24 protein-coding genes are annotated in these 26,802 nt (G+C 61.9%); 15 read left to right on the top strand and 9 right to left on the bottom strand.

Features of this window, described 5'->3' with window-relative positions:
- Positions 1-4 precede the first annotated feature (4 nt).
- Both nth and E3U47_RS25035 read left to right on the top strand, forming a co-directional pair.
- Positions 5-643 carry an endonuclease III gene (gene nth / locus E3U47_RS21695; protein ID WP_134693653.1) on the top strand — a complete coding sequence of 213 codons (639 nt, stop codon included), beginning with the start codon at positions 5-7 and terminating at the stop codon, positions 641-643.
- Between the two features lie 104 nt (positions 644-747).
- A complete protein-coding gene (locus E3U47_RS25035; RefSeq protein WP_167659518.1) occupies positions 748-924 on the top strand; it encodes a PA3496 family putative envelope integrity protein in 177 nt (58 codons plus the stop codon).
- Positions 925-964: 40 nt separating this feature from the next.
- Here E3U47_RS25035 and E3U47_RS21700 read toward each other — a convergent pair whose 3' ends face one another.
- Positions 965-1,591 carry a response regulator transcription factor gene (locus tag E3U47_RS21700; RefSeq protein WP_134693654.1) on the bottom strand — a complete coding sequence of 209 codons (627 nt, stop codon included), beginning with the start codon at positions 1,589-1,591 and terminating at the stop codon, positions 965-967.
- 365 nt (positions 1,592-1,956) lie between these two features.
- On the opposite strand from E3U47_RS21700, the gene E3U47_RS21705 reads away from it, so the two are divergent.
- Positions 1,957-2,487 (top strand): hypothetical protein, encoded by a 531-nt coding sequence (locus E3U47_RS21705; protein WP_134693655.1) that lies wholly within the window; start codon positions 1,957-1,959, stop codon positions 2,485-2,487.
- Between the two features lie 54 nt (positions 2,488-2,541).
- On the opposite strand, the gene E3U47_RS21710 is transcribed toward E3U47_RS21705, so the two are convergent.
- Positions 2,542-3,759, bottom strand: coding sequence for an argininosuccinate synthase (locus E3U47_RS21710; protein WP_134693656.1), 1,218 nt, complete (start codon positions 3,757-3,759; stop codon positions 2,542-2,544).
- Between the two features lie 134 nt (positions 3,760-3,893).
- Complete coding sequence (locus tag E3U47_RS21715; protein ID WP_134693657.1) at positions 3,894-4,868, bottom strand: OmpA family protein; 975 nt, start codon at positions 4,866-4,868, stop codon at positions 3,894-3,896.
- A gap of 130 nt (positions 4,869-4,998) precedes the next feature.
- Here E3U47_RS21715 and pyrC point away from each other — a divergent pair, with 130 nt between their 5' ends.
- Entirely contained in the window at positions 4,999-6,045 is a 1,047-nt protein-coding gene (pyrC, locus tag E3U47_RS21720) for a dihydroorotase (RefSeq protein ID WP_134693658.1), read from the top strand.
- A gap of 59 nt (positions 6,046-6,104) precedes the next feature.
- Entirely contained in the window at positions 6,105-6,716 is a 612-nt protein-coding gene (gene rnt / locus E3U47_RS21725) for a ribonuclease T (RefSeq protein WP_372239547.1), read from the top strand.
- Between the two features lie 127 nt (positions 6,717-6,843).
- Here rnt and E3U47_RS21730 read toward each other — a convergent pair whose 3' ends face one another.
- Positions 6,844-7,446 (bottom strand): peroxiredoxin, encoded by a 603-nt coding sequence (locus tag E3U47_RS21730; protein ID WP_009684560.1) that lies wholly within the window; start codon positions 7,444-7,446, stop codon positions 6,844-6,846.
- Positions 7,447-7,662: 216 nt separating this feature from the next.
- Between E3U47_RS21730 and E3U47_RS21735 the strand changes: the two genes are divergently transcribed.
- Together E3U47_RS21735 and bfr are read left to right on the top strand one after the other, a co-directional pair.
- Positions 7,663-7,884: a bacterioferritin-associated ferredoxin gene (locus E3U47_RS21735; RefSeq protein WP_011532520.1), complete on the top strand. Its 222-nt coding sequence runs from the start codon at positions 7,663-7,665 to the stop codon at positions 7,882-7,884.
- A 202-nt stretch (positions 7,885-8,086) separates the two neighbouring features.
- Positions 8,087-8,560, top strand: coding sequence for a bacterioferritin (gene bfr / locus E3U47_RS21740; RefSeq protein ID WP_134693660.1), 474 nt, complete (start codon positions 8,087-8,089; stop codon positions 8,558-8,560).
- A gap of 178 nt (positions 8,561-8,738) precedes the next feature.
- Here the strand turns inward: bfr and grxD are convergent, their stop codons facing one another.
- Positions 8,739-9,074 carry a Grx4 family monothiol glutaredoxin gene (gene grxD, locus E3U47_RS21745; RefSeq protein WP_027918973.1) on the bottom strand — a complete coding sequence of 112 codons (336 nt, stop codon included), beginning with the start codon at positions 9,072-9,074 and terminating at the stop codon, positions 8,739-8,741.
- A gap of 91 nt (positions 9,075-9,165) precedes the next feature.
- A complete protein-coding gene (locus E3U47_RS21750) occupies positions 9,166-11,274 on the bottom strand; it encodes a molybdopterin oxidoreductase family protein (protein ID WP_134693661.1) in 2,109 nt (702 codons plus the stop codon).
- Positions 11,275-11,638: 364 nt separating this feature from the next.
- On the opposite strand from E3U47_RS21750, the gene argF reads away from it, so the two are divergent.
- On the top strand, positions 11,639-12,559 hold the full coding sequence (argF, locus tag E3U47_RS21755) for an ornithine carbamoyltransferase (protein WP_134693662.1): 921 nt from the start codon (positions 11,639-11,641) through the stop codon (positions 12,557-12,559).
- Entirely contained in the window at positions 12,556-13,665 is a 1,110-nt protein-coding gene (locus E3U47_RS21760) for an ABC transporter ATP-binding protein (protein WP_134693663.1), read from the top strand. Before argF ends, E3U47_RS21760 begins: the two co-directional genes overlap by 4 nt.
- 88 nt (positions 13,666-13,753) lie before the next feature.
- Here the strand turns inward: E3U47_RS21760 and E3U47_RS21765 are convergent, their stop codons facing one another.
- Both E3U47_RS21765 and ybaK read right to left on the bottom strand, forming a co-directional pair.
- The gene (locus tag E3U47_RS21765; protein WP_134693664.1) at positions 13,754-14,533 is read right to left on the bottom strand and encodes a PhzF family phenazine biosynthesis protein; all 780 of its coding nucleotides are present in this window, start codon (positions 14,531-14,533) and stop codon (positions 13,754-13,756) included.
- A 99-nt stretch (positions 14,534-14,632) separates the two neighbouring features.
- A complete protein-coding gene (ybaK, locus tag E3U47_RS21770) occupies positions 14,633-15,103 on the bottom strand; it encodes a Cys-tRNA(Pro) deacylase (RefSeq protein WP_134693665.1) in 471 nt (156 codons plus the stop codon).
- Between the two features lie 304 nt (positions 15,104-15,407).
- Here ybaK and E3U47_RS21775 point away from each other — a divergent pair, with 304 nt between their 5' ends.
- From E3U47_RS21775 to glpD, 4 genes are all read left to right on the top strand, one after another.
- On the top strand, positions 15,408-16,259 hold the full coding sequence (locus E3U47_RS21775; RefSeq protein WP_134693666.1) for an MIP/aquaporin family protein: 852 nt from the start codon (positions 15,408-15,410) through the stop codon (positions 16,257-16,259).
- 79 nt (positions 16,260-16,338) lie between these two features.
- Positions 16,339-17,838 carry a glycerol kinase GlpK gene (gene glpK, locus E3U47_RS21780; RefSeq protein ID WP_134693667.1) on the top strand — a complete coding sequence of 500 codons (1,500 nt, stop codon included), beginning with the start codon at positions 16,339-16,341 and terminating at the stop codon, positions 17,836-17,838.
- A gap of 153 nt (positions 17,839-17,991) precedes the next feature.
- Positions 17,992-18,747 carry a DNA-binding transcriptional repressor GlpR gene (glpR, locus tag E3U47_RS21785; RefSeq protein ID WP_134693668.1) on the top strand — a complete coding sequence of 252 codons (756 nt, stop codon included), beginning with the start codon at positions 17,992-17,994 and terminating at the stop codon, positions 18,745-18,747.
- 220 nt (positions 18,748-18,967) lie between these two features.
- A complete protein-coding gene (gene glpD, locus E3U47_RS21790; RefSeq protein WP_177414262.1) occupies positions 18,968-20,506 on the top strand; it encodes a glycerol-3-phosphate dehydrogenase in 1,539 nt (512 codons plus the stop codon).
- A gap of 47 nt (positions 20,507-20,553) precedes the next feature.
- On the opposite strand, the gene E3U47_RS21795 is transcribed toward glpD, so the two are convergent.
- The gene (locus E3U47_RS21795) at positions 20,554-24,696 is read right to left on the bottom strand and encodes an NEL-type E3 ubiquitin ligase domain-containing protein (protein WP_134693670.1); all 4,143 of its coding nucleotides are present in this window, start codon (positions 24,694-24,696) and stop codon (positions 20,554-20,556) included.
- Between the two features lie 332 nt (positions 24,697-25,028).
- Between E3U47_RS21795 and E3U47_RS21800 the strand changes: the two genes are divergently transcribed.
- Together E3U47_RS21800 and E3U47_RS21805 are read left to right on the top strand one after the other, a co-directional pair.
- Positions 25,029-25,946, top strand: coding sequence for a glutamate/aspartate ABC transporter substrate-binding protein (locus E3U47_RS21800; protein ID WP_134693671.1), 918 nt, complete (start codon positions 25,029-25,031; stop codon positions 25,944-25,946).
- 143 nt (positions 25,947-26,089) lie between these two features.
- Positions 26,090-26,802, top strand: a 713-nt coding sequence (locus E3U47_RS21805; RefSeq protein ID WP_134693672.1) for an amino acid ABC transporter permease, incomplete at its 3' end; no start/stop codon positions are given.

Here is a 26,802-nt window from a genome sequence, read left to right on the forward strand (position 1 = left end):
CCCCATGAATGCCGCCAAACGCCTGGAGATCTTTCGCAGGCTGCATGAAGACAATCCCGATCCAAAGACCGAACTGGCCTACAGTACCCCGTTCGAACTGCTGATCGCCGTGATTCTTTCGGCCCAGGCCACCGATGTAGGGGTCAACAAGGCCACCGCCCGGCTGTACCCGGTGGCCAATACACCGCAGGCGATCCATGCCCTGGGCGTGGAAGGCCTGAGCGAGTACATCAAGACCATTGGCCTTTACAACAGCAAGGCCAAGAATGTCATCGAGACCTGCCGCCTGCTGGTCGAACAACACGGCGGCGAAGTGCCACAAACCCGCGAAGCACTCGAAGCACTGCCGGGTGTTGGGCGCAAGACTGCCAACGTGGTTTTGAACACAGCTTTCCGCCAGTTGGCCATGGCAGTCGATACGCACATTTTCCGCGTGAGCAACCGTACCGGCATTGCCCCGGGCAAGACCGTGCTCGAGGTGGAAAAAAAACTGCTGAAGTTCGTCCCCCGAGATTACCTGCTCGATGCCCACCATTGGCTGATCCTGCACGGCCGCTATGTGTGCCAGGCGCGCAAGCCACGTTGCGGGAGTTGCCGGATCGAGGACCTGTGCGAGTACAAGCACAAGACCTCGGACGATTGAGGCGATAGTGAATTACGTCCCTGGACGATTGAAAAAATCTTTTTTACCCGCCCTGCGAATCCCGTTATAAGGACGGCCAATGGCCCTTTGGCTTGGAGTGACGCATGAGCACCGATAAAGAAGACCTGACTATCGACGAAGAATTCCAGAGCGTGGACGAAGACGAAGAGCCTCAGGCCGAACCGGCCAAGACCAACCTCAGCAAACGCCGCACCATCGACAACATGCTCGAAGAGCGGCGACTGCAGAGACAACTGGCCGATTTCGACTACGACCTGTAACCCTGAAAAGCCTCCACCACGGGGGCTTTTTCAATCACACTCAGACCAGCCCATGGCGCTGGGCCAACTCGATGAGGTCGACCAGGGAACGCGCATTGAGCTTGAGCAATAGTCGAGTCTTGTAGGTACTGACGGTCTTGTTGCTGAGGAACATGCTGTCAGCGATTTCCTTGTTGCTTTTGCCCCGCGCCAGTTGCTGCAACACCATCATCTCTCGCCCAGACAGACGCTCGACCATCTCGCTTTCCGTCGCCCCCCCGACACCAGACCGCCCCTTGTGCAACGCCTGGTTGGGGAAGTAGCTATAGCCGGACAGCACTGCCTTGATTGCGCTGAGCAACTCGGTCAATTCCTGCTGCTTGCATACGTAACCCGCCGCCCCCGCCTGCATGCAGCGCATCGAGAAATGTCCCGGGGTCTGTGATGTCAGTACCAACACCTTGCTCGCAGGGCTCAGCAGGGCCAGCCGAGCTATCACCTCGAGCCCATCCAGCTTGGGGATCCCGATATCCAGCACAACGATGTCCGGAAGATACTCCCGTGAAAGTTGCAGGGCATCCACACCATTGTCGCTCTCCGCCACCACCTCGTAACCATGCCGTTCCATCAGCATGCGTACGGCCAGGCGAATGACCGGGTGATCATCCACGATCAGCACTTTATTCATGCGATATCCATTGATTCGTTATTTTCAATTCGCCAGGCCACCTTAACCGACCTTGCGGCCGATTAGTTATGAGGTTTCCCTGACAGATACATCAAAAGAAGAGGACTACAACTATTGAGGATTAATCCTACGCGTACCTATTTCACAACCTGTAATAGATTCATGCCTGAATTAACCGTCACAAAAATTAACAGCCCCGCTGATGGGATCCAAGTACCGACCCCTTACATAGCTCGCAGGAAATTTCACTTATAGGTACAGGAGAAAGGTTGAAGGAGATTCATTTCCAATAATGGAAGTGCCTCACACTGCTGTCTGGAAAAGAAACAACGTACAGATGAGCGACGCTCGACCGGATACTCATCATGAACCAAGAATCCATTAGTCCCCTGACCCTTATCGCCGTGTTCGCCGGCGTCATCGAAGCCTCGGCACTGGCCTCTCTTCCCTTTCTGAGTGAGCAGAGCCAGAGTATCTACACTTGGTTTCTGGTGGGGTTTCCGTTTTTCCTGACGGTATTGTTCTTCCTCACCCTCAACTTCAACACCGGCTCATTGTTCGCCCCCGAGAAACACGAGCCCGGTTCAAGTTGTCAGCCGCCCTCTTCTGCCACCGGCCCAAGCTCCGAACAGACACCGGCACCTCACAGCCCCACGATGCCCGATGAAGCCATCAGGCCCTCCAGCCACGATCAAGGCGCAATCATCATCGCCATATCAGGTTCAGAGGGCCTCAAGATGATCGAAAACCATGTACTGCGCATGATCGAGCGCCCACCGCCCTCGGCGCGGCGCTGGGTCCTGTACAACCTGGATGCACGGGTATGCATTCACCTGTCGGTGGAACCTATGCTCGACAACGCCGAAACGGCGTTCGACGAGGAACATCAAGCATGAAATCCAGGCATAAAAAAACCCGGCACTGGCCGGGTTTTTTCTTCAACCGCCTGCTTAGAGCAGTGCACGGCCCTTGTTGGCAGCAATTCGCATGCGCAGGGCATTGAGCTTGATGAAGCCTGCGGCATCAGCCTGGTTGTAGGCCCCGCCGTCTTCCTCGAAGGTCGCGATATTGGCGTCGAACAGCGAGTCGTCGGACTTACGGCCGACGACGGTGACATTGCCCTTGTACAGTTTCAGGCGCACGACACCGTTCACGTTGACCTGGGACGCGTCGATCATTTGCTGCAGCATCAGACGCTCCGGGCTCCACCAGTAGCCGGTGTAGATCAGGCTGGCGTACTTCGGCATCAGCTCATCTTTCAGGTGAGCGACTTCACGGTCCAGGGTGATCGACTCGATGGCACGGTGGGCCCTGAGCATGATAGTGCCGCCTGGGGTCTCGTAGCAGCCGCGCGACTTCATGCCGACATAGCGGTTCTCGACGATATCGAGGCGGCCAATGCCGTTGGCGCCACCGATGCGGTTGAGGTCGGCCAGGACCGTGGCCGGGGTTTTCTCGACGCCGTCGATGGCGACAATGTCACCGTTGCGGTAGGTCAGCTCGATATAGGTGGCCTGGTCTGGCGCATTCTCCGGCGAGACGCTCCAACGCCACATGTCTTCTTCGTGCTCGGTCCAGGTATCCTCCAGGACTCCGCCTTCGTAGGAGATGTGCAGCAGGTTGGCGTCCATCGAGTACGGCGACTTCTTCTTGCCGTGGCGCTCGATCGGGATACCGTGCTTCTCGGCGTAGTCCATCAGTTTCTCGCGGGACAGCAGGTCCCACTCGCGCCATGGAGCGATGACCTTGACGCCGGGCTTGAGCGCATAGGCACCCAGCTCGAAGCGCACCTGGTCGTTGCCCTTGCCGGTAGCGCCGTGGGAAATGGCATCGGCGCCGGTTTCGTTGGCGATCTCGATCAGACGCTTGGCGATCAGCGGGCGGGCGATGGAAGTACCCAGCAGGTACTCGCCTTCGTAGACGGTGTTGGCACGGAACATCGGGAACACGAAATCACGCACGAATTCTTCGCGCAGGTCGTCGATGTAGATTTCTTTCACGCCCATTGCCTGGGCCTTGGCGCGGGCCGGCTCGACCTCCTCGCCCTGACCGAGGTCGGCGGTGAAGGTCACCACTTCACAGTTGTAGGTGTCCTGCAGCCACTTGAGAATCACCGAAGTATCAAGGCCGCCGGAATACGCCAATACGACCTTTTTTACGTCCGCCATGCCATCACTCCACGGGGTTGTACGGAAAGCCGATGATTCTACCGGCCTTGCCGAAAAATTTACAATGGGGCGACAGCTTGTGACGACAAAGCGACAGGAATTGTCGAGAGCGCGACCAGCGGTCGCACCCTGGATTATTTCCCTGGCGCGGGCTGCACGGGAAGTGCCGCGGCACCTGCCGGGGCCGCAGCTGCAGGCGCAGCAGTGGGTGCTGGCGGGGTCTGCACCTGCGGCTGCTCGACGGGCTTCTCCACCGGCGTCACCCGGTCAAGCTGGATGTTGACTCGGCGGTTGCGCGCACGGTTGGCTGGCGTGTTGTTCTTGGCCAGCGGGTAGCGTTCGCCATGGAAGCGCACGGTGATCTGCTCATCCGGCACGCCATGGGCCTTGAAGTATTCGGCCACCGCCAGGGCCCGCCGGCGCGAGGTGTCGCGATTGGTCAGGCGATTGCCGCTGTTGTCGGAGTGGCCATTGAGCTCGATATGATTGACCGACGGATCGGCCTTCAGATAGTCGAGGATCACGTCCAGGCGCGCGCGCGCCGAGCTGTCCAGTTCAATGCCGCCACCGGGAAAGCCGACCTGGGTCTGGCGGATCTGGTCGTAGTTCATCGGCAGCAGCTTGGCCGCGCAGACCTGGTAGTCACTGTAAGCCTTGGCAAAACTCACTGGCATCACATGCACTTCCATGGCCCGCCCGCCTTCACCGGCGTAGTTGCGCACCACGCTGCTGCGCCCATCGAGCAGGCCGTTGATCAGGCGGCTGGCCTGCCCTTGACTGGAGGTGAACAGCACGCCGTTGCGGGCCATGCGCACCACACCCAGGTTGATATCGCCGCGCCCGGGCTGCCAGGGCGCCGCCGCGGCCAGCAGGGTGGCGGAGCCAGCCCCCAGCACATTGCTGTCCGAGCGCAGCTGGAAGGTCGGCTGCTCACCAGCGCGGCGCACGAACTCACCGCTGCCGAAACCGTCGATCGGCTGGATCAGGCGGCATTCGAACTGGTTCCCCTCGACTTTCCAGGCGACGTTCTCCACGCGGGTCTGGAAGGTCAATGCCCCAGCCGGGAGGCTGGCGACAAGGGTGAACAGGGCTAGGTAACGCTGGCGCACGGGCGGCTCCACAGATTCTGACGGCTTACCTCAAGGCTATCGGACGCCCGTGGGAAAACTTGATAGCCGTGCTCGACAAGGGGTTTTCCGGTAGCATTGAGGTCTGAGTTCGACCCGCCTGGAATTCCCAATGTCCGATCGCCTGACCCTCCTGCGCCCCGACGACTGGCACATCCATCTGCGCGATGGTGCCGTCCTGCCACATACCGTCGGTGACGTGGCGCGTACCTTTGCCCGTGCCATCATCATGCCCAACCTCGTGCCGCCGGTGCGCAACGCCGTCGAAGCTGGCGCCTACCGCGAGCGCATCCTTGCCGCCCGCCCTGCCGGCAGCCGCTTCGAGCCGCTGATGGTGCTGTACCTCACCGACCGCACCAGCCCCGAGGATGTCCGCGCGGCCAAGGCCAGCGGCGTCGTGTACGCCGCCAAGCTCTACCCGGCCGGCGCCACCACCAACTCCGACTCGGGCGTGACCAGCATCGACAATATCTTCCCGGCGATCGAGGCCTTGGCCGAGACCGGCATGCCACTGCTGGTGCACGGTGAAGTCACGCGCAGCGAGATCGACGTGTTCGACCGCGAGAAGCGCTTCATCGACGAGCACATGCGTCGTCTGGTAGAGCGCTTCCCGACCCTCAAGGTGGTGTTCGAGCACATCACCACCGGCGATGCCGCGCAGTTCGTCAGCGAGGCCCCGGCCAACGTCGGCGCGACCATCACCGCCCAGCACCTGCTATACAACCGCAATCACATGCTGGTCGGCGGCATTCGCCCGCACTTCTATTGCCTGCCGATCCTCAAGCGCAACACCCACCAGGTGGCGCTGCTGGATGCGGCCACCAGCGGCAACCCGAAGTTCTTCCTCGGCACCGACTCGGCGCCGCACGCCAAGCACGCGAAAGAAGCCGCCTGCGGCTGTGCCGGCTGTTACACCGCCTATGCCGCGATCGAGCTGTACGCCGAGGCGTTCGAGCAACGCAATGCCCTGGACAAGCTCGAAGGGTTCGCCAGCAAGCACGGCCCGGACTTCTACGGCCTGCCACGCAACACCGACACTATCACCCTGGTGCGCGAGGAATGGTCGGCGCCTGAAAGCCTGCCGTTCGGCGACACCACCGTGGTTCCCCTGCGCGCCGGTGAAACCTTGCGCTGGCGCCTGCTGGAGGACAACGCGTGAGCGAAGACCTCTACGAAGACGACCAGGACAACGCGGTCAGCAGCGGCTCGCGCCACCCGATGGCCGAGCGCTTCCGTGGCTACCTGCCAGTGGTGGTGGACGTCGAAACCGGCGGTTTCAATAGCGCCACCGACGCCCTGCTGGAAATCGCCGCAGTAACCATCGGCATGGATGAGAAGGGTTTCCTGTTCCCCGAACACACCTATTTCTATCGGGTCGAGCCCTTCGAAGGCGCGAACATCGAGCAGGCCGCCCTGGAGTTCACCGGCATCAAGCTGGACCACCCGCTGCGCATGGCGGTGAGTGAGGACAGCGCGCTGACCGACATCTTCCGTGGCGTGCGCAAGGCACTGAAGGCCAATGGCTGCAAGCGGGCGATCCTGGTCGGCCACAACAGCAGCTTCGACCTGGGCTTCCTCAATGCCGCGGTAGCGCGCAACGATATCAAGCGCAACCCCTTCCACCCGTTCTCCAGCTTCGACACCGCCACCCTCGCCGGGCTCGCCTATGGGCAGACTGTGCTGGCCCGGGCTTGCCAGAGTGCGGACATCGACTTCGACGGCAAGGAAGCGCATTCGGCGCGCTACGACACCGAGAAGACCGCCGAGCTGTTCTGCGGCATCGTCAATCGCTGGAAAGAGATGGGCGGCTGGCGCGATTTCAACGACTGAGCTGCAAGCCACAAGCTTCAAGCGACAAGAAAGAGCTGCCTGCATGCGCCGTGCTTTTCACTTGAGGCTTGAAGCTTGAGGCAAAAAAAACCGGCCACCAGGGCCGGTTTTTTTTGCGCTTGGCAAATTACAGCTTGCCAGCATTCTCGCTCAGGTAGGCGGCAACACCTTCCGGCGAAGCGTTCATGCCCTTGTCGCCTTTCTTCCAGTTGGCCGGGCAGACTTCGCCGTGCTCTTCGTGGAATTGCAGGGCGTCGACCAGGCGCAGCAGCTCGTCCATGTTACGACCCAGTGGCAGGTCGTTGACGATCTGCGAACGCACGACACCGTTGGTGTCGATCAGGAAGGCGCCACGGAAAGCCACGCCGCCTTCGGACTCGACGTCGTAGGCCTTGCAGATTTCGTGGGTCATGTCGGCCGCCAGGGTGTACTTGACCTGGCCGATGCCGCCGTTGTTGACCGGGGTGTTACGCCAGGCGTTGTGGGTGAAGTGCGAGTCGATCGACACGCCGATCACTTCCACGTTGCGGGCCTGGAAGTCCGGGATGCGGTGATCCAGGGCGATCAGCTCGGACGGGCAGACGAAGGTGAAGTCCAGCGGGTAGAAGAACACCAGGCCGTACTTGCCTTTGATGGCCGAGGCCAGGTTGAAGCTGTCGACGATTTCGCCGTTGCCCAGCACAGCCGGTACGGTGAAGTCAGGGGCTTTCTTGCCAACGAGTACGCTCATTCGATTTCTCCTGATGAGGGGGTGAAGAAGCTTGCCCGGGTGGAACGCATTCCCCCGGATCCAGCAAAGGTTGACCATCATACACAGCTTTGCGTGACAGGCCGAATCTGTGCCACCGGTCGCTCAAGCATGGCCCTTTCAGAAAGTGCTTTGACAAGCATTCTCATTACCATTACTCTCCAACCCATCGACTCAACCCTGCGATGGTCAGCCTTTATGTATGTGTGTCTTTGTGTCGGTGTCACCGACGGACAGATCCGCGATGCGATCTACGAAGGATGCTGCAGCTACAAGGAAGTTCGAGCCGCGACCAACGTCGCCAGCCAGTGCGGCAAATGCGCCTGCCTGGCCAAGCAGGTGGTGCGTGAAACGCTCACCGAATTGCAACTGAGCCAACAGGCCGTGCTGCCCTACCCCGTAGAATTCAACGCCGCCTGACCTGACAGAATTCAAAGAACCGGACCTCGTGTCCGGTTTTTTTATGCCTTCAATTCAATAACTTAGCGTCCTAACGCGGTTCACAAACATTCTTATTCCTATTAATTTTCACTTATTATTCAATAACTTAGGTTTGACATAGATAGTGGTCGGGCTCAAACTTGATTTCATTGGCTCAACTTCTACAGGGCAGGACCCCATTATGAAAGGCGACGTAAGCGTCATCCAGCATCTCAACAAGATCCTCGGAAACGAGCTGGTCGCGATCAACCAGTACTTCCTGCACGCACGCATGTATGAAGATTGGGGCCTGAACAAGCTGGGCAAGCTCGAGTACAAAGAGTCCATCACCGCGATGAAGGACGCTGACAAGCTGATCAAGCGTATTCTGTTCCTCGAAGGCATCCCCAACGTGCAGGACCTGGGCAAGCTGATGATCGGCGAGCACACCAAGGAGATGCTCGACTGCGACCTGAAGCTTGAGAAAAAAGCCCACGCCGACTTGAAAGCCGCCATCGCCCATTGCGAAACCGCTGGCGACTTCGGTTCCCGTGACTTGCTCGAAGATATCCTCGAGTCCGAGGAAGAGCACATCGACTGGCTGGAGACCCAGCTGGGCCTGATCGACAAGATCACCATCGAGAACTACCTGCAATCGCAGATGGGCGAAGAATAAGCCCTGCCACTGCCGCAGTGGATGGCACCAGGCCTACCGGTATTCGCCGGCAAGCCGGCTCCTACAGACGTTTATTTCAACCGTAGGTGCCAGCCTTGCTGGCGAATCAGGCGACGCGGTGACACTACGCAACAAAAAGCCCCGCAATTGCGGGGCTTTTTGTCATGCGAGGACCGAATCAGGCTTCGGAAGCCTTGGCCTTGGCAGCCGCTTCCTTGATCAGGGTCTGCAGCTCACCCTTTTCGAACATCTCCAGCATGATGTCGCTGCCGCCGACCAGCTCACCGGCCACCCACAGTTGCGGGAAGGTCGGCCAGTTGGCGTACTTGGGCAAGTTGGCGCGGATTTCCGGGTTCTGCAGGATGTCGACATAGGCGAACTTCTCGCCACAACCCATCACAGCCTGCGAAGCACGGGCCGAGAAGCCGCACTGCGGGGCATTCGGCGAGCCTTTCATATAAAGCAGAACGGTGTTGTTGGCGATCTGCTCTTTGATTGTTTCGATGATATCCATGAAGCACCTCGGCTGAACTTTCCGACGTGATCGTCGGCACGGTGGCGCATTGTAACGGAAAGCCGAGCAGCGTGCTCGGCCTTGCCGTACCTCAGGCGGCCTCCACCTGCACCGGTACGCCATTGAGCGCGGCATTGCCAGACACGCCGTCACGCAGACGCTCGTCGGTCAGGTCGTTGGCACTGACCCCAGGCAACACGGCCGCCACCTGCAGACGCGCCCCTTGGCGGGCATGGCCAAAACCATGGGGCAGGCTGACCACCCCTGGCATCATGTCCTCGCTGGCCTGCACCTGTACCTCCAGCACCCCGGTGCGCGAACGAACCCGCACGGTCTGGCCATCGTGCAAGTGACGCTGGCGCAAGTCCTCCGGGTGCATCAGCAACTGGTGGCGCGGCTTGCCTTTGACCAGGCGCTGGAAGTTGTGCATCCAGGAGTTGTTGCTGCGCACATGGCGACGACCGATCAACAACAGTTGACCTGGCACCGGCGGCCGCTGTCGAGCCAGGCGCTGCAGGTCGTCGAGCAAGACCTGCGGTACGGCCTCGACCGCCTGGCTGGCGGTGCGCAGGCGGCCAGCCAAGTTCGGCTGCAACGGCCCCAGGTCCAGGCCATGGGGATGCTGCTCGAGCGTCTGTAACGAGAGCTGCCAGATCGAACCGTCGCCATGACGGCCCTTGCGCAACGCCTGATCGATCATCTGCGCTGGCGGCAAGGTCGCCTTCAGCTCAAGCTGGGCGCGCGCGGCAAACGCCTCGGCCAGCCCCACGAAGATTTCCCAGTCGTGCAGCGCGCCCTCGGGCTTGGTCAGGATCGCCCGGTTGAAACGGGTGACGTTACGCACCGCCAACAGGTTGAAGGTGGAGTCGTAGTGGTCGTTCTCCAGGGCCGAGGTCGACGGCAGGATCAGGTCGGCATGGCGCGTGGTCTCGTTGATGTACAAATCGATGCTGAGCATGAAGTCCAGGCCTGCCAGCGCTTCATCCAACTGCCGACCATTGGGCGTGGACAACACCGGGTTGCCGGCGACCGTGACCAAAGCCCGCACTTGCCCCTCGCCCGGCTCAAGAATTTCCTCAGCCAGGGCCGACACCGGCAGTTCGCCGCCATACTCGGGCAAGCCCGAGACGCGGCTGCGCCACTGGTCGAAGTGCCCGCCCGCGGTACTGGCCACCAGGTCCACCGCAGGCTCCGTACACAGCGCGCCGCCCTCGCGGTCGAGGTTGCCGGTCACCAGGTTGATCAGTTGCACCAGCCAGTGACACAACGTGCCGAAGGCCTGGGTCGACACCCCCATGCGGCCATAGCACACGGCCTTGTCGGCGGCGGCGAAATCCCGGGCCAACTGCCGGATTGCCTCGGCCGGGATACCACAACACGCACTCATGGCATCGGCAGCGAACGGCGCCAGGGCTGTGCGCAGCTGTACCAAGCCGTTGACCGGCAAATGCGATCCACGGGCAAGATCCTCCGCGAACAGGGTATGCAGCAGCCCCGCCAGCAGCGCCGCATCGCCACCTGGGCGGATGAACAGGTGCTGGTCGGCCATCGCCGCCGTCTCGCTACGGCGCGGGTCCACCACCACCAGGCGCCCGCCCCTGGCCTTCAGCGCCTTGAGCCGCTTCTCCACATCCGGGACCGTCATGATGCTGCCGTTGGAGGCCAATGGATTGCCGCCAAGGATCAGCATGAACTCGGTATGGTCGATGTCCGGGATCGGCAGCAGCAGGCCGTGGCCATACATCAGGTGGCTGGTCAGGTGCTGTGGTAGCTGGTCGACCGAGGTCGCGGAAAAGCGGTTGCGCGTCTTGAGCAGGCCGAGGAAGTAGTTGCTGTGGGTCATCAAGCCGTAGTTGTGCACGCTGGGGTTGCCCTGGTACACCGCCACGGTATTGCGCCCGTGCGCCTGCTGCAGCGCCCACAACCGTTCGGCGGCCAACTCGAATGCCTGCTCCCAACTGATCGGCTGCCAGCCGTCGGCCACTCGCCGATGCGGCTGGCGCAAGCGGTCCGGATCTTCCTGGATGTCCTGCAGGGCCACGGCCTTGGGGCAGATATGGCCACGGCTGAAGGGGTCCTGCGGGTCTCCCTTGATCGAACTGATGCGCGCCCGACCATCGACCTCGTGGCTAACTTCGATGTTCAGGCCGCAGATGGCCTCGCACAGGTGACAGGCTCGGTGATGCAGGGTCTTGGTCATGGCCGCCTCTGCCTTGTTGGTCTGGACGTTCGACTATGCGCCGCGCCATTGCGGCGTGCCAGCGCGCTTCGCCGCGTGAATCGGGCGACATCAGGCCGGCGATTCACGACAGTGGGTTTGCCAAAGCCGCGCCGAGCCGTGTACAACCTCTGTAGCAAATAAAAAACGGCTGCCTGCCAAAGGGTTACGACACCCTTTGCCACAGTGGCAGCGTTTCCCCTCTTGGTTTCAGGCGACATTTAATTATAGTATTGCGCCTTTCCCTATTCCGTCCGCCCCGTGCGGCTTACGCCGCAGGTCACCTCCGTTGTCAACAAAAACCATACGGTCGACCTGCAGAACGTTGCAGATAAGGTAGTCAATCATGAGCGCTAGGCACTTTCTCTCCCTGCTGGATTTCACCACCGACGAATTGCTCGGTGTGATCCGCCGAGGCATCGAGCTGAAGGACCTGCGCAAGCGTGGCGTGCTGTTCGAGCCGCTGAAGAACCGTGTGCTGGGCATGATCTTCGAGAAATCCTCGACCCGTACCCGGGTGTCGTTCGAAGCCGGCATGATCCAGCTCGGCGGCCAAGCCATCTTCCTGTCGCCGCGCGACACCCAGCTGGGCCGTGGCGAACCGATCGCCGACAGTGCGATCGTGCTGTCGAGCATGGTCGACGCGGTGATGATCCGCACCCACGCCCACAGCACGCTCACCGAGTTCGCCGCCCATTCCAAGGTACCGGTGATCAACGGCCTGTCCGATGAATCGCACCCCTGCCAGTTGCTGGCCGACATGCAGACCTTCGTCGAGCACCGCGGCGCGATCCAGGGCAAGACCGTGGCGTGGGTCGGCGATGGCTTCAACATGTGCAACTCGTATATCGAGGCCGCCCTGCAGTTCGATTTCCAGCTGCGCATCGCCTGCCCAGAAGGCTACGACCCTGACCCACGCTTCCTGCAACTGGGCGGCGAGCGCGTGCAGATCGTCCGTGACCCCAGGGAGGCGGTGCGTGGCGCCCACCTGGTGACCACGGATGTCTGGACTTCCATGGGTCAGGAAGAGGAAACTGCACGGCGCCTGGCGCATTTCGCGCCTTACCAGGTCACCCGCGAACTGCTCGACCTGGCGGCACCCGACGCCCTGTTCATGCATTGCTTGCCCGCACACCGCGGTGAGGAAATCAGCCAGGACCTGCTCGACGACCCCCGTTCGGTCGCCTGGGACGAGGCTGAAAACCGCCTGCATGCACAGAAGGCCCTTCTGGAATTCCTTGTAGAACCGGCTTACCACCACGCATGAGTCAATCCCTGCTGCTCAACCTGCGCGACCTCGCCTGTGGCTATGGCGACCAGCGCATCGTCCAGAACCTCAACCTGCACCTGAACGCAGGCGACATCGGTTGCCTGCTGGGCTCTTCGGGCTGCGGCAAGACCACCACCCTGCGCGCCATCGCCGGTTTCGAGCCGGTACACCAGGGTGAGATCCAGCTAGCCGGCGAGGTCATCTCCCGCGCCGGCTTCACCTTGGCCCCGGAGAAGCGCCGGATCGGCATGGTGTTCCAGGACTACGCGCTGTTCCCCCACCTTACCGTGGCGCAGAACATCGCCTTCGGCATCGGCAAGCACCCCAAGCAGGCTGAAGTGGTCGAGGAAATGCTCGCCCTGGTCAAGCTCGGCGGCCTCGGCGGGCGTTACCCGCACGAGCTGTCCGGCGGCCAGCAACAGCGCGTCGCCCTGGCTCGGGCGCTGGCACCGGAACCGCAATTGCTGCTGCTCGACGAGCCCTTCTCCAACCTCGACGTGGAGCTGCGCCGACGCCTGAGCCACGAGGTGCGCGATATTCTCAAGAGCCGTGGCACCAGTGCCATCCTCGTCACCCACGACCAGGAAGAAGCCTTCGCCGTCAGCGACCACGTCGGGGTGTTCAAGGAGGGCCGCCTGGAGCAATGGGACACGCCCTACAACCTCTATCACGAGCCGCAGACGCCGTTCGTCGCCAGTTTCATTGGCCAGGGCTACTTCATCCGTGGCCAGATGAGCAGCCACGAGGCGGTGACCACCGAGCTCGGCGAGCTGCGTGGCAACCGCGCCTATACCATGGCCCCCGGCAGCTCGGTGGACGTGTTGCTGCGTCCCGATGACATCATCCATGCGCCCGACAGCACCTTGCGCGCACAGGTCATCGGCAAGAGTTTTCTCGGTGCCTCGACCCTGTATCGCCTGCAGTTGCCCACCGGCAGCCAGCTCGAAGCGATCTTCCCCAGCCATAACGATCACCCGGTCGGCCAGGAGGTCGGCATTGCCGTAGCGGCCGATCACCTGGTGCTGTTCCCGGTGCCTGGCAGCGTGGCGGCGCAACTGGCGCGCCATGAGAACGGAGTACGCCGGGTCAGCTCGGCGCACTGATCCGTATAACTGCCCGCAAAGCTGGCCCTACCAAACAGGTAGGAGCCAGCCTTGCTGGCGAAGCGCACGACGCCATGCTCTGGATAGATCACAGCATCAGCGTGCCACTGGCCACCCGCCGGGCCACTCCACCGATCTTCACCCGCTCCCCTTCCAGGCGGCAAAACAGCTCCCCGCCCCTGGCCGAGCGCTGGAAGGCATGCAACTCGGACTTGCCCAGACGCGCCGCCCAGTACGGGATCAACGCGCAGTGGGTCGATCCGGTAACCGGATCCTCCGGGATGCCTATGCCGGGCGCGAAATAACGCGACACAAAATCATGCTGCTCGCCCGGGGCGGTGACGATCACCCCTAGCCCCGGCAAATCTGCCAGCGCCGCCATGTTCGGCGCACAGTCACGCACGGCCTGCTCCGCGGCCAGCACGACCATCAGTTCCTTGGTCTGGTACACCTCCTGCACCTCGCAACCCAAGGCTTCGGCCACCGCCAGCGGTTCTGCCAGCGGTTGCGGATCGATACGCGGAAAATCCAGCCATAGATACCCATCTTCACGGGTCACACTCAGCAATCCCGACTGGCTCTGAAAATCCAGACGTTGGGCCTTTTCGCCATACACCTCGAACAGCACATGAGCGGTGGCCAGCGTGGCATGGCCACACAGCGGCACCTCGGTGCTCGGGGTGAACCAACGGATCCGATAACCCTGCCCTTCAGCCACCACGAACGCGGTTTCGGCGAGGTTGTGCTCGGCGGCGATCTGCTGCATCAACCCGTCGTCGAGCCACTGCTCCAGGTGGTAGACCATGGCCGGATTGCCGGCGAAGGGGCGGTCACTGAATGCGTCGACCTGATGAAAATGCAGCTGCATGCCATGACTCCTGTGTTCGGCGAGAAGGGCCCAGAGCATGGAGTAATGCCCCGGGACCGAACAGTGACAGAGTCGTGGGATTTGAATCAGTACAGATGATCAGCCGCGCCCGATCTCGGCAAATTGCCCATGGGTGTGAACCGCCAGCACCGCTGCCGCCAGTTCCACCTCCAGGCCACGGCGCCCGGCACTCACATGAATGGTTTCATATTGTTGCGCCGATTGATCGATGAAGGTGCGCAGGCGCTTCTTCTGGCCCAGCGGGCTGATGCCACCCACCAGGTAGCCAGTGGCGCGCTGGGCGGCCTGGGGATCGGCCATCTCGCATTTCTTCACCCCCGCCGCATGGGCCAGGGCTTTCAAATCGAGGGTGCCGACCACGGGCACCACCGCCACCAGCAACTCGCCTTTTTCGCTGCTGGCGAGCAAGGTCTTGAACACCTGCTGCGGGTCCAGACCAAGCTTTTCCGCGGCCTCCAGGCCATAGGAAGCGCTCTTCGGATCGTGTTCGTAGCTGTGCACGCGATGCTCGGCACGGGCTTTTTTCAACAGGTCCAGGGCGGGGGTCATGGTAGCTCCAGTAGCTCACAGGTCGGCGGCTACTTTAGGGCAAATCCGTCACACCAGCCAGCGCAAGGCCCAGGTTAGAGCAGCGGCCATGGATTCATGCCAAGGCCTGGCAGTCAGAATGTGGCCAGACGTTCATTTTCGACCTTTGACATCAGCGTTTCTTGTCTATATTTTTTCGTTTATGAATAAATGGTGCACTTATAAGGTGCACTTCCTGTACCCGCCTGTCGTCAATGGGGATTGATGCCGGGCATTTTGCTGTCGAGCGCCCTGCGCCTCACAACAACAAGAACCGAGGTCATACATGACGACTGCACTGCGACAACCGACATTGTCCGCCCAATGCCTGGCCGAATTCCTCGGCACCGCCCTACTCATCTTCTTCGGCACTGGCTGTGTCGCCGCGCTCAAGGTCGCCGGCGCCAGCTTCGGCCTGTGGGAGATCAGCATCATCTGGGGGGTCGGGGTGAGCATGGCGATCTACCTCACCGCCGGCGTTTCCGGCGCGCACCTGAACCCGGCGGTGAGCATCGCCCTGGCACTGTTCGCCGGCTTCGACAAGCGCAAACTGCCGTTCTACATGCTGGCCCAGGTCTGTGGCGCGTTCTGCGGCGCCGCGCTGGTGTACTTCCTGTACAGCAACCTGTTCTTCGATTTCGAACAGAGCCATGCCATGGTCCGTGGCAGCCAGGCTAGCCTCGAGCTGGCCTCGACCTTCTCCACCTACCCGCACCCGGCGCTGTCCACCGGCCAGGCCTTCCTGGTAGAGGTGATCATCACCGCCATCCTGATGGCCGTGATCATGGCCCTGACCGACGACAACAACGGTCTGCCACGGGGTGCCACCGCGCCCTTGCTGATCGGCCTGCTGATCGCCGTGATCGGCAGCGCCATGGGCCCACTGACCGGCTTCGCGATGAACCCGGCACGTGACTTCGGCCCAAAGCTGATGACATTCCTTGCTGGCTGGGGTGAAGTGGCCTTCACCGGCGGCCGCGATGTTCCGTATTTCCTGGTGCCGATCTTCGCACCGATTCTCGGCGCCAGCCTGGGTGCGGCCCTGTACCGCGGCCTGATTGCCCGCAACCTGCCGAGCGCGCACGCCGAAACAACCCAGACAGACGATAATCCCCAGGGTGATACCCAGGTTTCCTGATGCCCGCGCCGTGCCCGAGGCTGATCAGCCCGCACCCGCCACGCCCTGACCTACTCCAATTTCTTGCAAGGCCATCGACATGACAGACACCCTGGACAAGAACTACATCATCGCCCTGGACCAAGGCACCACCAGTTCGCGAGCGATCATCTTCGACCGTGACGCCAACGTGGTCGGCACCTCCCAGCGCGAGTTCGCCCAGCACTACCCGCAGGCCGGCTGGGTCGAGCACGACCCGATGGAAATCTTCGCCACCCAGAGCGCCACCATGGTCGAGGCCCTGGCCCAGGCCGGCATCAGCCATGCCCAGGTCGCCGCCATCGGCATCACCAACCAGCGTGAAACCACGGTGGTATGGGACAAGGAAACCGGTCGCCCGGTGTACAACGCCATCGTCTGGCAATGCCGCCGCAGCACCGAGATCTGCGCCCAGCTCAAGCGCGACGGCCACGAGCAGTACATCCGCGAAACCACTGGCCTGGTCACCGACCCGTACTTCTCCGGCACCAAGCTCAAGTGGATCCTCGACAACGTCGAAGGCGCCCGCGAACGCGCCGAACGCGGCGAGCTGCTGTTCGGCACCGTCGATACCTGGCTGATCTGGAAGTTCTCCGGCGGCAAGGTGCATGTCACCGACTACACCAACGCCTCGCGCACGCTGATGTTCAACATCCATACCCTGCAGTGGGACGAAAAACTGCTCGATATCCTCGGCATTCCGCGCCAGATGCTGCCCAAGGTCCGTCCGTCGTCCGAAGTCTATGGCAAGACCAAGAGCGGCATCGATATCGCCGGTATCGCCGGCGACCAGCAATCGGCGCTGTTCGGCCAGATGTGCGTCGAGCCGGGCCAAGCCAAGAACACCTACGGCACCGGTTGCTTCCTGCTGATGAACACTGGCGACAAGGCGGTCAAGTCGTCTCACGGCCTGCTCACCACTATCGCCTGCGGCCCGCGCGGCGAAGTGGCCTATGCCCTGGAAGGCGCGGTATTCAACGGTGGTTCCACCGTGCAGTGGCTGCGCGACGAACTGAAGATCGTCAACGACGCCTACGACACCGAGTACTTCGCCAGCAAGGTCAAGGACAGCAACGGCGTCTACCTGGTACCAGCCTTCACCGGCCTGGGCGCCCCATACTGGGACCCCTATGCCCGCGGCGCGCTGTTCGGCCTGACCCGCGGCGTCAAGGTCGATCACATCATTCGCGCAGCCCTGGAGTCGATTGCCTACCAGACCCGCGACGTGCTCGACGCCATGCAGCAGGACTGCGGCCAGCGCCTGTCGGAACTGCGCGTGGACGGTGGTGCGGTGGCCAACAACTTCCTCATGCAGTTCCAGGCCGACATCCTCGGCACCTGCGTCGAGCGCCCGAAAATGCGCGAAACCACTGCCCTTGGCGCCGCTTACCTGGCCGGCCTGGCCTGCGGTTTCTGGAGCGGCCTGGACGAGCTGCGCGACAAGGCGATCATCGAGCGCGAATTCAGCCCGCAGTTGGATGAAGCCGCCAAAGAGAAGCTGTACAAGGGCTGGCGCAAGGCCGTGGACCGCACCCGCGACTGGGAAGACCACGACGCCTGAGGCTTGAGGTATACCGCGGCAAGCCCGCTCCTACCTGATCGGTGGTGGCAGCGGGCTTGCGGCGACGGCCCTTCAGGCAATTACCAGGCTGGTCCTACACCCCGAGCTACGGCATCATTGCAGAATTTGTCCGGCTGCCCCAAAGGACCGCCCATGAATCTGCCTCCACGCCAACAACAAATTCTCGAGCTGGTCCGCGAACGTGGCTATGTCAGCATCGAGGAGATGGCGCAGCTGTTCGTCGTCACCCCGCAGACCATCCGCCGCGATATCAACCAGCTCGCCGAAGTCAACCTGCTACGCCGCTACCACGGTGGCGCAGCCTATGACTCGAGCATCGAGAACACCGCCTACGCCATGCGTGCCGACCAGATGCGCGATGAAAAGCAGCGCATCGCCGAAGCCGTGGCCCAACAAATCCCCGATCACGCCTCGCTGTTCATCAACATCGGCACCACCACCGAGTCCATCGCCCGAGCCCTGCTCAACCATAGCCACTTGAAGGTCATCACCAACAACCTGCACGTAGCCGCGATTCTCGCCGCCAAGGATGATTTCGAGGTGCTGGTGGCGGGTGGCACGGTGCGCCGCGATGGCGGCGTGGTCGGCCAGGCCAGCGTCGATTTCATCAACCAGTTCAAGGTCGATTACGCCGTGGTCGGGATCAGCGGCATCGATGAAGACGGCAGCCTGCTGGATTTCGACTACCAGGAAGTGCGCGTGTCGCAGGCGATCATCACCAATGCCCGCCAGGTCATTCTCGCCGCGGACTCCAGCAAGTTCGGCCGCAACGCCATGGTACGCCTGGGCTCGATCAACCTGGTCGATTGCCTGGTGACCGACCAGGCACCATCTGCGGCCCTCAGCCAGTTACTCAATCAGCACAAGATCCGCCTCGACGTGGTTTGAGCGCCTCTACCGCGTTGAGACCGAGCGCCGCCCACGCGACGCTCGAGGCCTCCACTTAGCAAACCAATCATCTTGTCTTTTCGTAAATGTTCATTTCCCTGTCATCCGATCAGTTTTTTCTATAAAGACTGACTGGCAGCCGCCTGTTCATTGCGCTAGTATTTTCGAAAACGAACATCAATGTTCGCATTCGATGCGAACGCCCCAGGAGGCCTTGCCCGTGTCCCAGCCCGTTTCGTCCCAGCCACCCCTGCACGACTGCTACGACCTCGCCGTGATCGGCGGTGGCATCAATGGCGTGGGCATCGCTGCCGATGCCGCCGGGCGCGGCCTCAAGGTGTTCCTTTGCGAAAAGGACGATCTGGCCCAGCACACCTCCTCGGCCAGCAGCAAGCTGATCCATGGCGGCCTGCGCTACCTGGAGCACTATGAGTTCCGCCTGGTGCGCGAAGCCCTGGCCGAGCGCGAAGTGCTGCTGGCCAAGGCGCCGCATATCGTCAAGCCAATGCGCTTCGTGCTGCCGCACCGTCCGCACCTGCGCCCAGCCTGGATGATCCGCGCTGGCCTGTTCCTCTATGATCACCTGGGCAAACGCAAGCGCCTGGGCGCCTCGCGCGGCCTGCGCTTCGGCCCAGGCTACCCGCTCAAGCCGGCCATCACCCGCGGCTTCGAGTATGCTGACTGCGCCGTCGACGACGCCCGCCTGGTGGTGCTCAACGCCATGGCCGCCCGGGAAAACGGCGCGGACATTCGCACCCGCACCCGCTGCCTGCGCGCCGAACGCATCGATGGCCTGTGGCAGGTGGAACTGCAGCACGCCGACGGCACCCTGCAGACCCTCCGCGCCCGCGCCCTGGTCAACGCCGCCGGCCCCTGGGTGGCCAGCTTCATCAAGGATGATCTCAAGCTCGACGCACCGTACGGTATCCGCCTGATCCAGGGCAGCCACCTCATCGTGCCGCGCCTGTATGAGGGCGACCATGCCTACATTCTGCAGAACGAAGACCAGCGTATCGTCTTCTGCATCCCGTATCTGGAGCGTTTCACCCTGATCGGCACCACTGACCGCGAATACAGCGGCGACCCCGCCAAAGTGGCGATCACCGAGCAGGAAACCGACTACCTGTTGAAGGTGGTCAACGAGCACTTCAATCATCAGCTCGGGCGCAGTGACATCGTGCACACCTATTCCGGCGTCCGCCCACTGTGCAACGACGAGTCGGACAACCCCTCGGCAGTAACCCGCGACTACACCCTGGCGCTGTCCGCCAGCGAGGGGCAGGCCCCTTTGCTGTCGGTATTCGGCGGCAAGCTCACCACCTACCGCAAGCTGGCCGAATCGGCGATGGGCGAACTGAAACCCTACTTCACCCAGATGCGCGGCAGCTGGACCGCCACCTCGCCCCTGCCCGGTGGCGAGGACATGACCACCGCGCCAGCATTGGTCGATGCCCTGCTGGCCCGCCATGGCTGGCTGGCAGTGGACATCGCCAAGCGTTGGGCGCAGACCTACGGTAGCCGCGTCTGGCAGTTGCTCGAGGCGGTGCAGGGCCCCGAGGACCTGGGGCAATCCATCGGCGGTGGGCTGTTCACGCGCGAGGTCGACTACCTTTGCGCCCAGGAATGGGCCGCCAGCGCCGAAGACATCCTCTGGCGCCGGACCAAACTGGGCTTGTTCACCAGCGCCGCCGAACAGCAGGCACTGGCGGACTACCTGCAGCGCAAGCAGGCCGCCCAAGCCGCTACCCGCGCAGCCTGAGCCCTACCGAGGCGCCGTGGTCCCAAGAACGAGCCCACGGCCAGCACTCATATCGGCAAACGCGCCCAGGCCTCCTCGGCCAACGTCTTGAGCAATTGCTGTTCTGCCTGTTGCAGTTCCTGCATGAGCGTATTGGCCCCCGCTACATAGGATTGTTCAGAACCATTGGCCGCCTCCGCCTCGAGGGTGGCCAAACGCTGATGAAACGGCTCTGCCAGTGCCTCGAAACGGGACGCATAGCGCCGCCTCGCGTAGTGCTCCCAGAACGGTCGATGGATCAGCGTCTCTCGTACCGCCTGCGGCGTCTCGCTCTGCAGCACTTCGAGCTGGGCCTTGAGCAGATCAGCCTCGGTAACATTGGCATAGGCAGCGAAGTGCATGTCGTCGACTTGCACCGGTAATTCCAGGGCTTGTGCCAAGCGGTTACGGTAGAACAAGCGAACCTCGATCTCGTCGACCTCTCGCCCCCCGCTGGCGCGCATCCGTTCAACCTGGCGGGCGGCGATGGCGTCCACCCGATCCAACCGATATAGCTGCTGCCCCAGACGCAACAGTCCCTGCTCGGCCATGGCCGCCGAAAGCCCACCCACCCCTTGCTGGACCAGTACCCCCACTTCCAGCTGACTGAGCAACAGCAACAAGCGATCCTCGCAACTGCGTGGACCACCGGCCTCGCGGAACAGTTGCTCGCGCAACACTTCGTTTTGCTCACAGGCATCGAGAATGCGCCATACCCTGCGCCGATAGTGCCCCGGATGCGCCTCGAAATCCTCCGTTGCGCTGAAGTCAGCGAGAAAACGAAACAGGTCATCGGAGCCCGATGTTTGTCGCAAGCGATCCCAGGTCATTTCCCGCTGGCTGCGTAAAGTGCTGTCGCGCGTGTCGGTCCACTGCCCGCGCACTGCGGTCGTGGCTTCACGGTGCCGGTACGAAGCACTTCCCCGACGCCCCGCGGCGACGTTGCCACGCACTTGATCAAGGTGCGCTCGTCCTGTCGCGCTCAACGGATTGTCGTGCAGGTCGACACGCGGCAGGCGCAAGCTCAAACCATGCAGATCCTGTGCAAGCTCGCTAATCCGGTTATCTCGGGCATCGACCAGCGCTCGCCACGACGCACGCTCGAGCAGCTCGTTCACATCGACCAGCCCGGTCGAGCGCAAATGCACATGCCGGACATGACGCAACCCTGAAAGATCCGGCGCCTGCGTCAGCGGGTTGAAACTCAGTTCAATCGTGTCCAACAACCGTAACCGGGCGAAACGGCGGTTGGCCTCGGTGTCGATGGCCAACTGGTTGCGCGACAGGTCCATCCTGCGCAAGTGCACCAGTGTCTCAATGCCGTCCGGTACCTGGGTGAGACGATTGCCGCTCAGGTCGAGCTCGACCAGGTTGGGGAAACGCCTGAGAAAATCGGCGTCTATCGTCTGCAACCCCATGTCGCGCAACACCAGGCGCTGGACATGGGCATAGTCGACCCCTGTCGGCAAGGTCGGCAGTTGCCCGACGTGCTCGCCGCTGATCACCAGCTCATACTCATCGTTGGCATCCACCAGCTTGCGCCGCCAACCACGGCGCAAGGTTTCCACCACCCGCCGGCGCCGGACAGCATCGGCGGGCGTGCGCCATTGCGACTGCCAAGTGTCCAGGGCCTGCCGCAGGTCGGCAAGCTGACGCTGCAACACCTGATAATGGTCCCAAAGGTTGTGCCCTCGCGCGCGCACGGCATTCAAGTAGGCATCCAGTTGCAGCTCACTGAAAGTCGGAAAGATCTGGTGAATACCGCGGCGAATCGCTTGTTGGCTACTTTCACCGCCACCGCTCAGGCGGTAAGCCAGGTGCCCGTCGCCAAACCGCCCGGGCGGCCGCACGCCGGCACCGATCGGTGATAGGCCGAGCAGGCGCGCGGCCTGCTCGCGATCGTCACGGACGGCTTCGACCAACCACTGACGCAACTGCTTGACGCTCAGGTCAGCATGACCCAAGGCGATCTTCTGCTCCTTGTCCAGGCATTGCAGCAGCACCTTGAGCAACGGCGCCTCGTCCCCGCCGGACGCTGACGATGGAGCCCCCTCCAGGCGGTAACGCCCCTGCCCCTGTCGCACAATGACCCGAGCCGGCCCACTCCCTGGTGCCTGGCTGGCAAACAGCAGCCGGCCCCCCGGGCTTGCCTCGCGAAGTTGCACTGCCGTCGAACCGGACCAAGGCGCCTTGAGGTCGACCAGTTTCATTGCCAATTGCTCACTGTCGCTATTGAACCCTGCTTGTAGCCGCAGCCCCAGACAAGCGAGATCGATGCGGCTGTCCCGCAGCGCCCAACGTGCCCGCTCGGCCAGGCTCAGAGGAACCCGCTTGGTGCTGCTCAATTGTGCGATTTGCGCCGAACTGGCGTGCTCGATGATTTCTTCGGCAGCGCGTGACGTCAGCCCTGGGAAAGCCGAGATCAGCAGCGCCTGGTCGGCTGTGGGCACGACCCCTTGGCTGGCCAACTGCTGCTCGAACTGCGCCCCGCTGAGTTCCGCACGGGAGATATGCAGCCTGACGCGCTCGTCGAGGTCGAATAATCGCGCGGGCGGCTTCGCCTGCTCGACCCGTAGTCTGCGTAGTTGGTCGACGCTCAACCCGCTGGCGTTCAGCAAGATCTGCGCGTGCTCGGCAAGGCCCTCCTCGAAACGACCTGCTTGCCAGCCCTGCAGCAATGCCGCCGGTGAATCCTCGGTATGCCTGGGTTGAAGATTTCGACGCAGTTTGGCCCCTGTTGCGCTATCAGTGACCGGCTCCAGCAGATCGACGAACGGCACTCGCTGCAGCAAATGCACCGCCCCCGCGCCTACACCGGCCAGTGCCACGCATTGGGCAACCCCGAACAAGTGATCCAAGGCGCCCTGGCGATCCCCCAGCCGCCACGCCTGGTAGCCTTGGTAAACCTCGCCCAAAAGCTGTCCGGCGTTGACCAGCAGCAGCGCTTCGCCCAGCCCAGGCACGAAAATGGCCGCCAGCCCCAGCATATCCAGCCCTGCGCTCAGCATCCGCTGCAGGCGTGCCTGGCGTGCCTCACGATCTTCATCGTCCGTGGGGACAGCCAGGCAGCGAGCGTCGTCGAAAATCCGGGCGATCTGCAACGCTCGCCCCTGGGCAAACGGATCCCCCTCGATCGGCAGATGCCGCCCATCCAGCTCAATCGCCTGCCCAGCGCTCGATTGGCCTATCGCCTTGGCAAGCGCCGTATCAAACCCCGAGCGGTCTCGTACCCGGATGAAACGGCAGAAAAACCGATAAAAACCAGGCACCTGTAAACGCAGCGCGAAGTCTGCATAGAGCGCGTCCCAATTGTCGTAATGGCGCAGGCTTTTCTGCGGGTCGTCGGGTATCCAGGCAATCACCTCGTCGACATCAGCACCCGGTTCGGGACGCCATTCAAAGGTCATGACCCCCGTCACGCACTTGCCCAACAGGTAGAGCTGCCTGGGCGTCAGGCTGCCCGACTTGCGGTCTTGCCAGGGTTGCCTGGCGAACAGCGACAACAGACGCTGGAGATCCCATTCATCCATATGCCCCTTGAACCGTGCCTCGTACACCGCAGCCTGCAACTGCGCGCGCAACGTTTCTTCGAACAATTGCTCAATGCTCCTGCGCGCCTGCCCCTCAGGTTGCCCACGTCCCGCTCGGGGTTGCAGCACGCTCCTGAGTAGCGCCTGATAACGCTCGCCCACATCCAGCGTGCGACAAAGGCTGGCAAATCGCTCGAAGCTCAACGCCAGCCGCCTGTTCTTGGCACCGATCAACTTGGCCTCACGCAGGAACCAGGGTTGGGTTTCCTGCGCCTGAAAATTGTGCAGGGCAGCCGCGAGCAGGCTTTGCCGGGAATGGTAAGTGACGCTCGGCTGGTAGAACTTCTCTGCAGCGGAGGGGCGCTTGAACTGTTCTTTGATATCAACGAACGCCTGGCGTGGATCCATCGCTGGCAAGCCCGCTTCGAGCAGGGCTTTTTCCAATAACGGCGCGGCGAATTGTTCCGGCGGCACAATCCGATCGAGCAAGTGGCGCAGACGTTCGACAAGGGCCTGCTGCTCACGCAGCACTTGCTGGTAGCGATCGCGATGGTCACGCTGGGCGCCGAGTAGCCATGCCGGCAGTTGCCGTTCGATAAGATGGTCGACCGAGGCCGACGGAAAGAGTGCTTGAGTTGCCACAGTAGGTCTCCTGTCTAAAAAAACAGAAAAGCACTGCGACGCAGCGGCGATGCGGTACTTAAAACAGCAACCCGGTCAATCAGGCCCACTCATTCGGATTTCCGAACACCCTCCAACACACCATTCGGAATACCGAAAGCCAGTACTCCAACAAACACGTCAAAAAAGATTAATCCGCCGTGTTTTCACGGCGTTATGATCGATATCAGGGCTTGGCACGACTCATGCTCTACACTTGCTAGCCGAATGCACCACGCTTCATGCTGTATTCGTTGAACGAAAGAGTCCGCCAACGGCTCCATAAAAAAAACAAACACGTCGAGGAAAATTTGATGCGCATCGTTCGTCAATTGCTGGGCGCCGCCATCGCGGCCGCTGTCATCGCATCGCCAGTCATGGCCGAAGAGCTGACTGGTACTCTGAAGAAGATCAAGGATTCGGGTACCATCACCCTGGGCCACCGCGACTCCTCCATCCCGTTCTCCTACCTGGCCGGCAGCACCGCGCCAGTAGGCTATTCCCACGACATCCAGCTGGCCGTCGTCGAAGCCCTGAAGAAGCAATTGGGCACCGACATCAAGGTCAAGTACAACCTGGTCACCTCGCAGACCCGCATCCCGCTAGTGCAGAACGGCACCGTGGACCTGGAGTGCGGCTCCACCACCAACAACGTCGAGCGCCAGCAGCAAGTCGGCTTCTCGGTGGGCATCTTCGAGGTCGGCACCCGCCTGCTGACCAAGGTCAAGGATGGCCAGCCATCCTATAAAGACTTCCCGGACCTGGCCGGCAAGAACGTGGTGACCACCGCCGGCACTACCTCCGAGCGCATCCTCAAGGCGATGAACGCCGACAAACAGATGAAGATGAACGTGATCTCGGCCAAAGACCACGGTGAAGCCTTCAACATGCTCGAAAGCGGTCGCGCCGTGGCCTTCATGATGGACGACGCCCTGCTGGCCGGTGAAATGGCCAAGGCCCGCAAGCCGTCCGACTGGGTCATCACCGGTACTCCGCAGTCGTATGAAATCTACGGCTGCATGGTGCGCAAGGAAGACACGGCGTTCAAGAAAGCAGTCGACGAGGCCATCGTCGCCTACTTCAAGTCGGGCGAAGTCAACAAGAGCTACGACAAGTGGTTCCAGCAGCCGATCCCGCCAAAAGGCCTGAACCTGCAGTTCCCGATGAGCGACGAGCTGAAGAAACTGATCGCCGAGCCGACCGACAAGGCCGCGGACGAGAAGAAGTCCTGACCGGCAGATAGTGGCCTGGCGCCCATCCGCGCGAATCGATCCGACAGGCCACTCATTAAGTGTCTAACCTTTCATCCGAGGGTGCCCTGCACCCCCGGATGCTTAAAGGTGCCCGTGAAACAATCGTCTGAGGGGAAATCCCGATGAATTACAACTGGGACTGGGGCGTGTTCTTCAAGTCCACCGGGGTGGGCAGCGAAACCTACCTGGACTGGTACATCACCGGTCTGGGCTGGACCATCGCCATCGCCATCACCGCCTGGATCATCGCGTTGCTGCTGGGGTCGATCCTTGGCGTGATGCGTACCGTGCCCAACCGTCTGGTGTCAGGGATTGCCGCCGCTTACGTGGAACTGTTCCGCAACGTGCCGCTGCTGGTGCAACTGTTCATCTGGTACTTCCTGGTTCCGGATCTGCTGCCCGAAGGCCTGCAGGAATGGTTCAAGCAGGACCTCAACCCAACCACCTCGGCACTGATCAGCGTGGTCATCTGCCTGGGCCTGTTCACCGCAGCGCGCGTCTGCGAACAGGTGCGCACCGGCATCCAGGCCCTGCCCCGCGGCCAGGAGGCCGCCGCTCGCGCCATGGGCTTCAGCCTGCCGCAGATCTACAGCAACGTGCTGCTGCCGCAGGCCTACCGGATCATCATTCCGCCGCTCACCTCGGAATTCCTGAACGTGTTCAAGAACTCCTCGGTGGCCTCGCTGATCGGCCTGATGGAGCTGCTGGCGCAAACCAAGCAGACCGCCGAGTTCTCCGCCAACCTGTTCGAGGCGTTCACCTTGGCCACGCTGATCTACTTCACCCTGAACATGGGCTTGATGCTGCTGATGCGCATGGTCGAGAAAAAAGTCGC

The organism is Pseudomonas sp. RIT623 (assembly GCF_004519305.1).
Lineage (GTDB): Bacteria > Pseudomonadota > Gammaproteobacteria > Pseudomonadales > Pseudomonadaceae > Aquipseudomonas.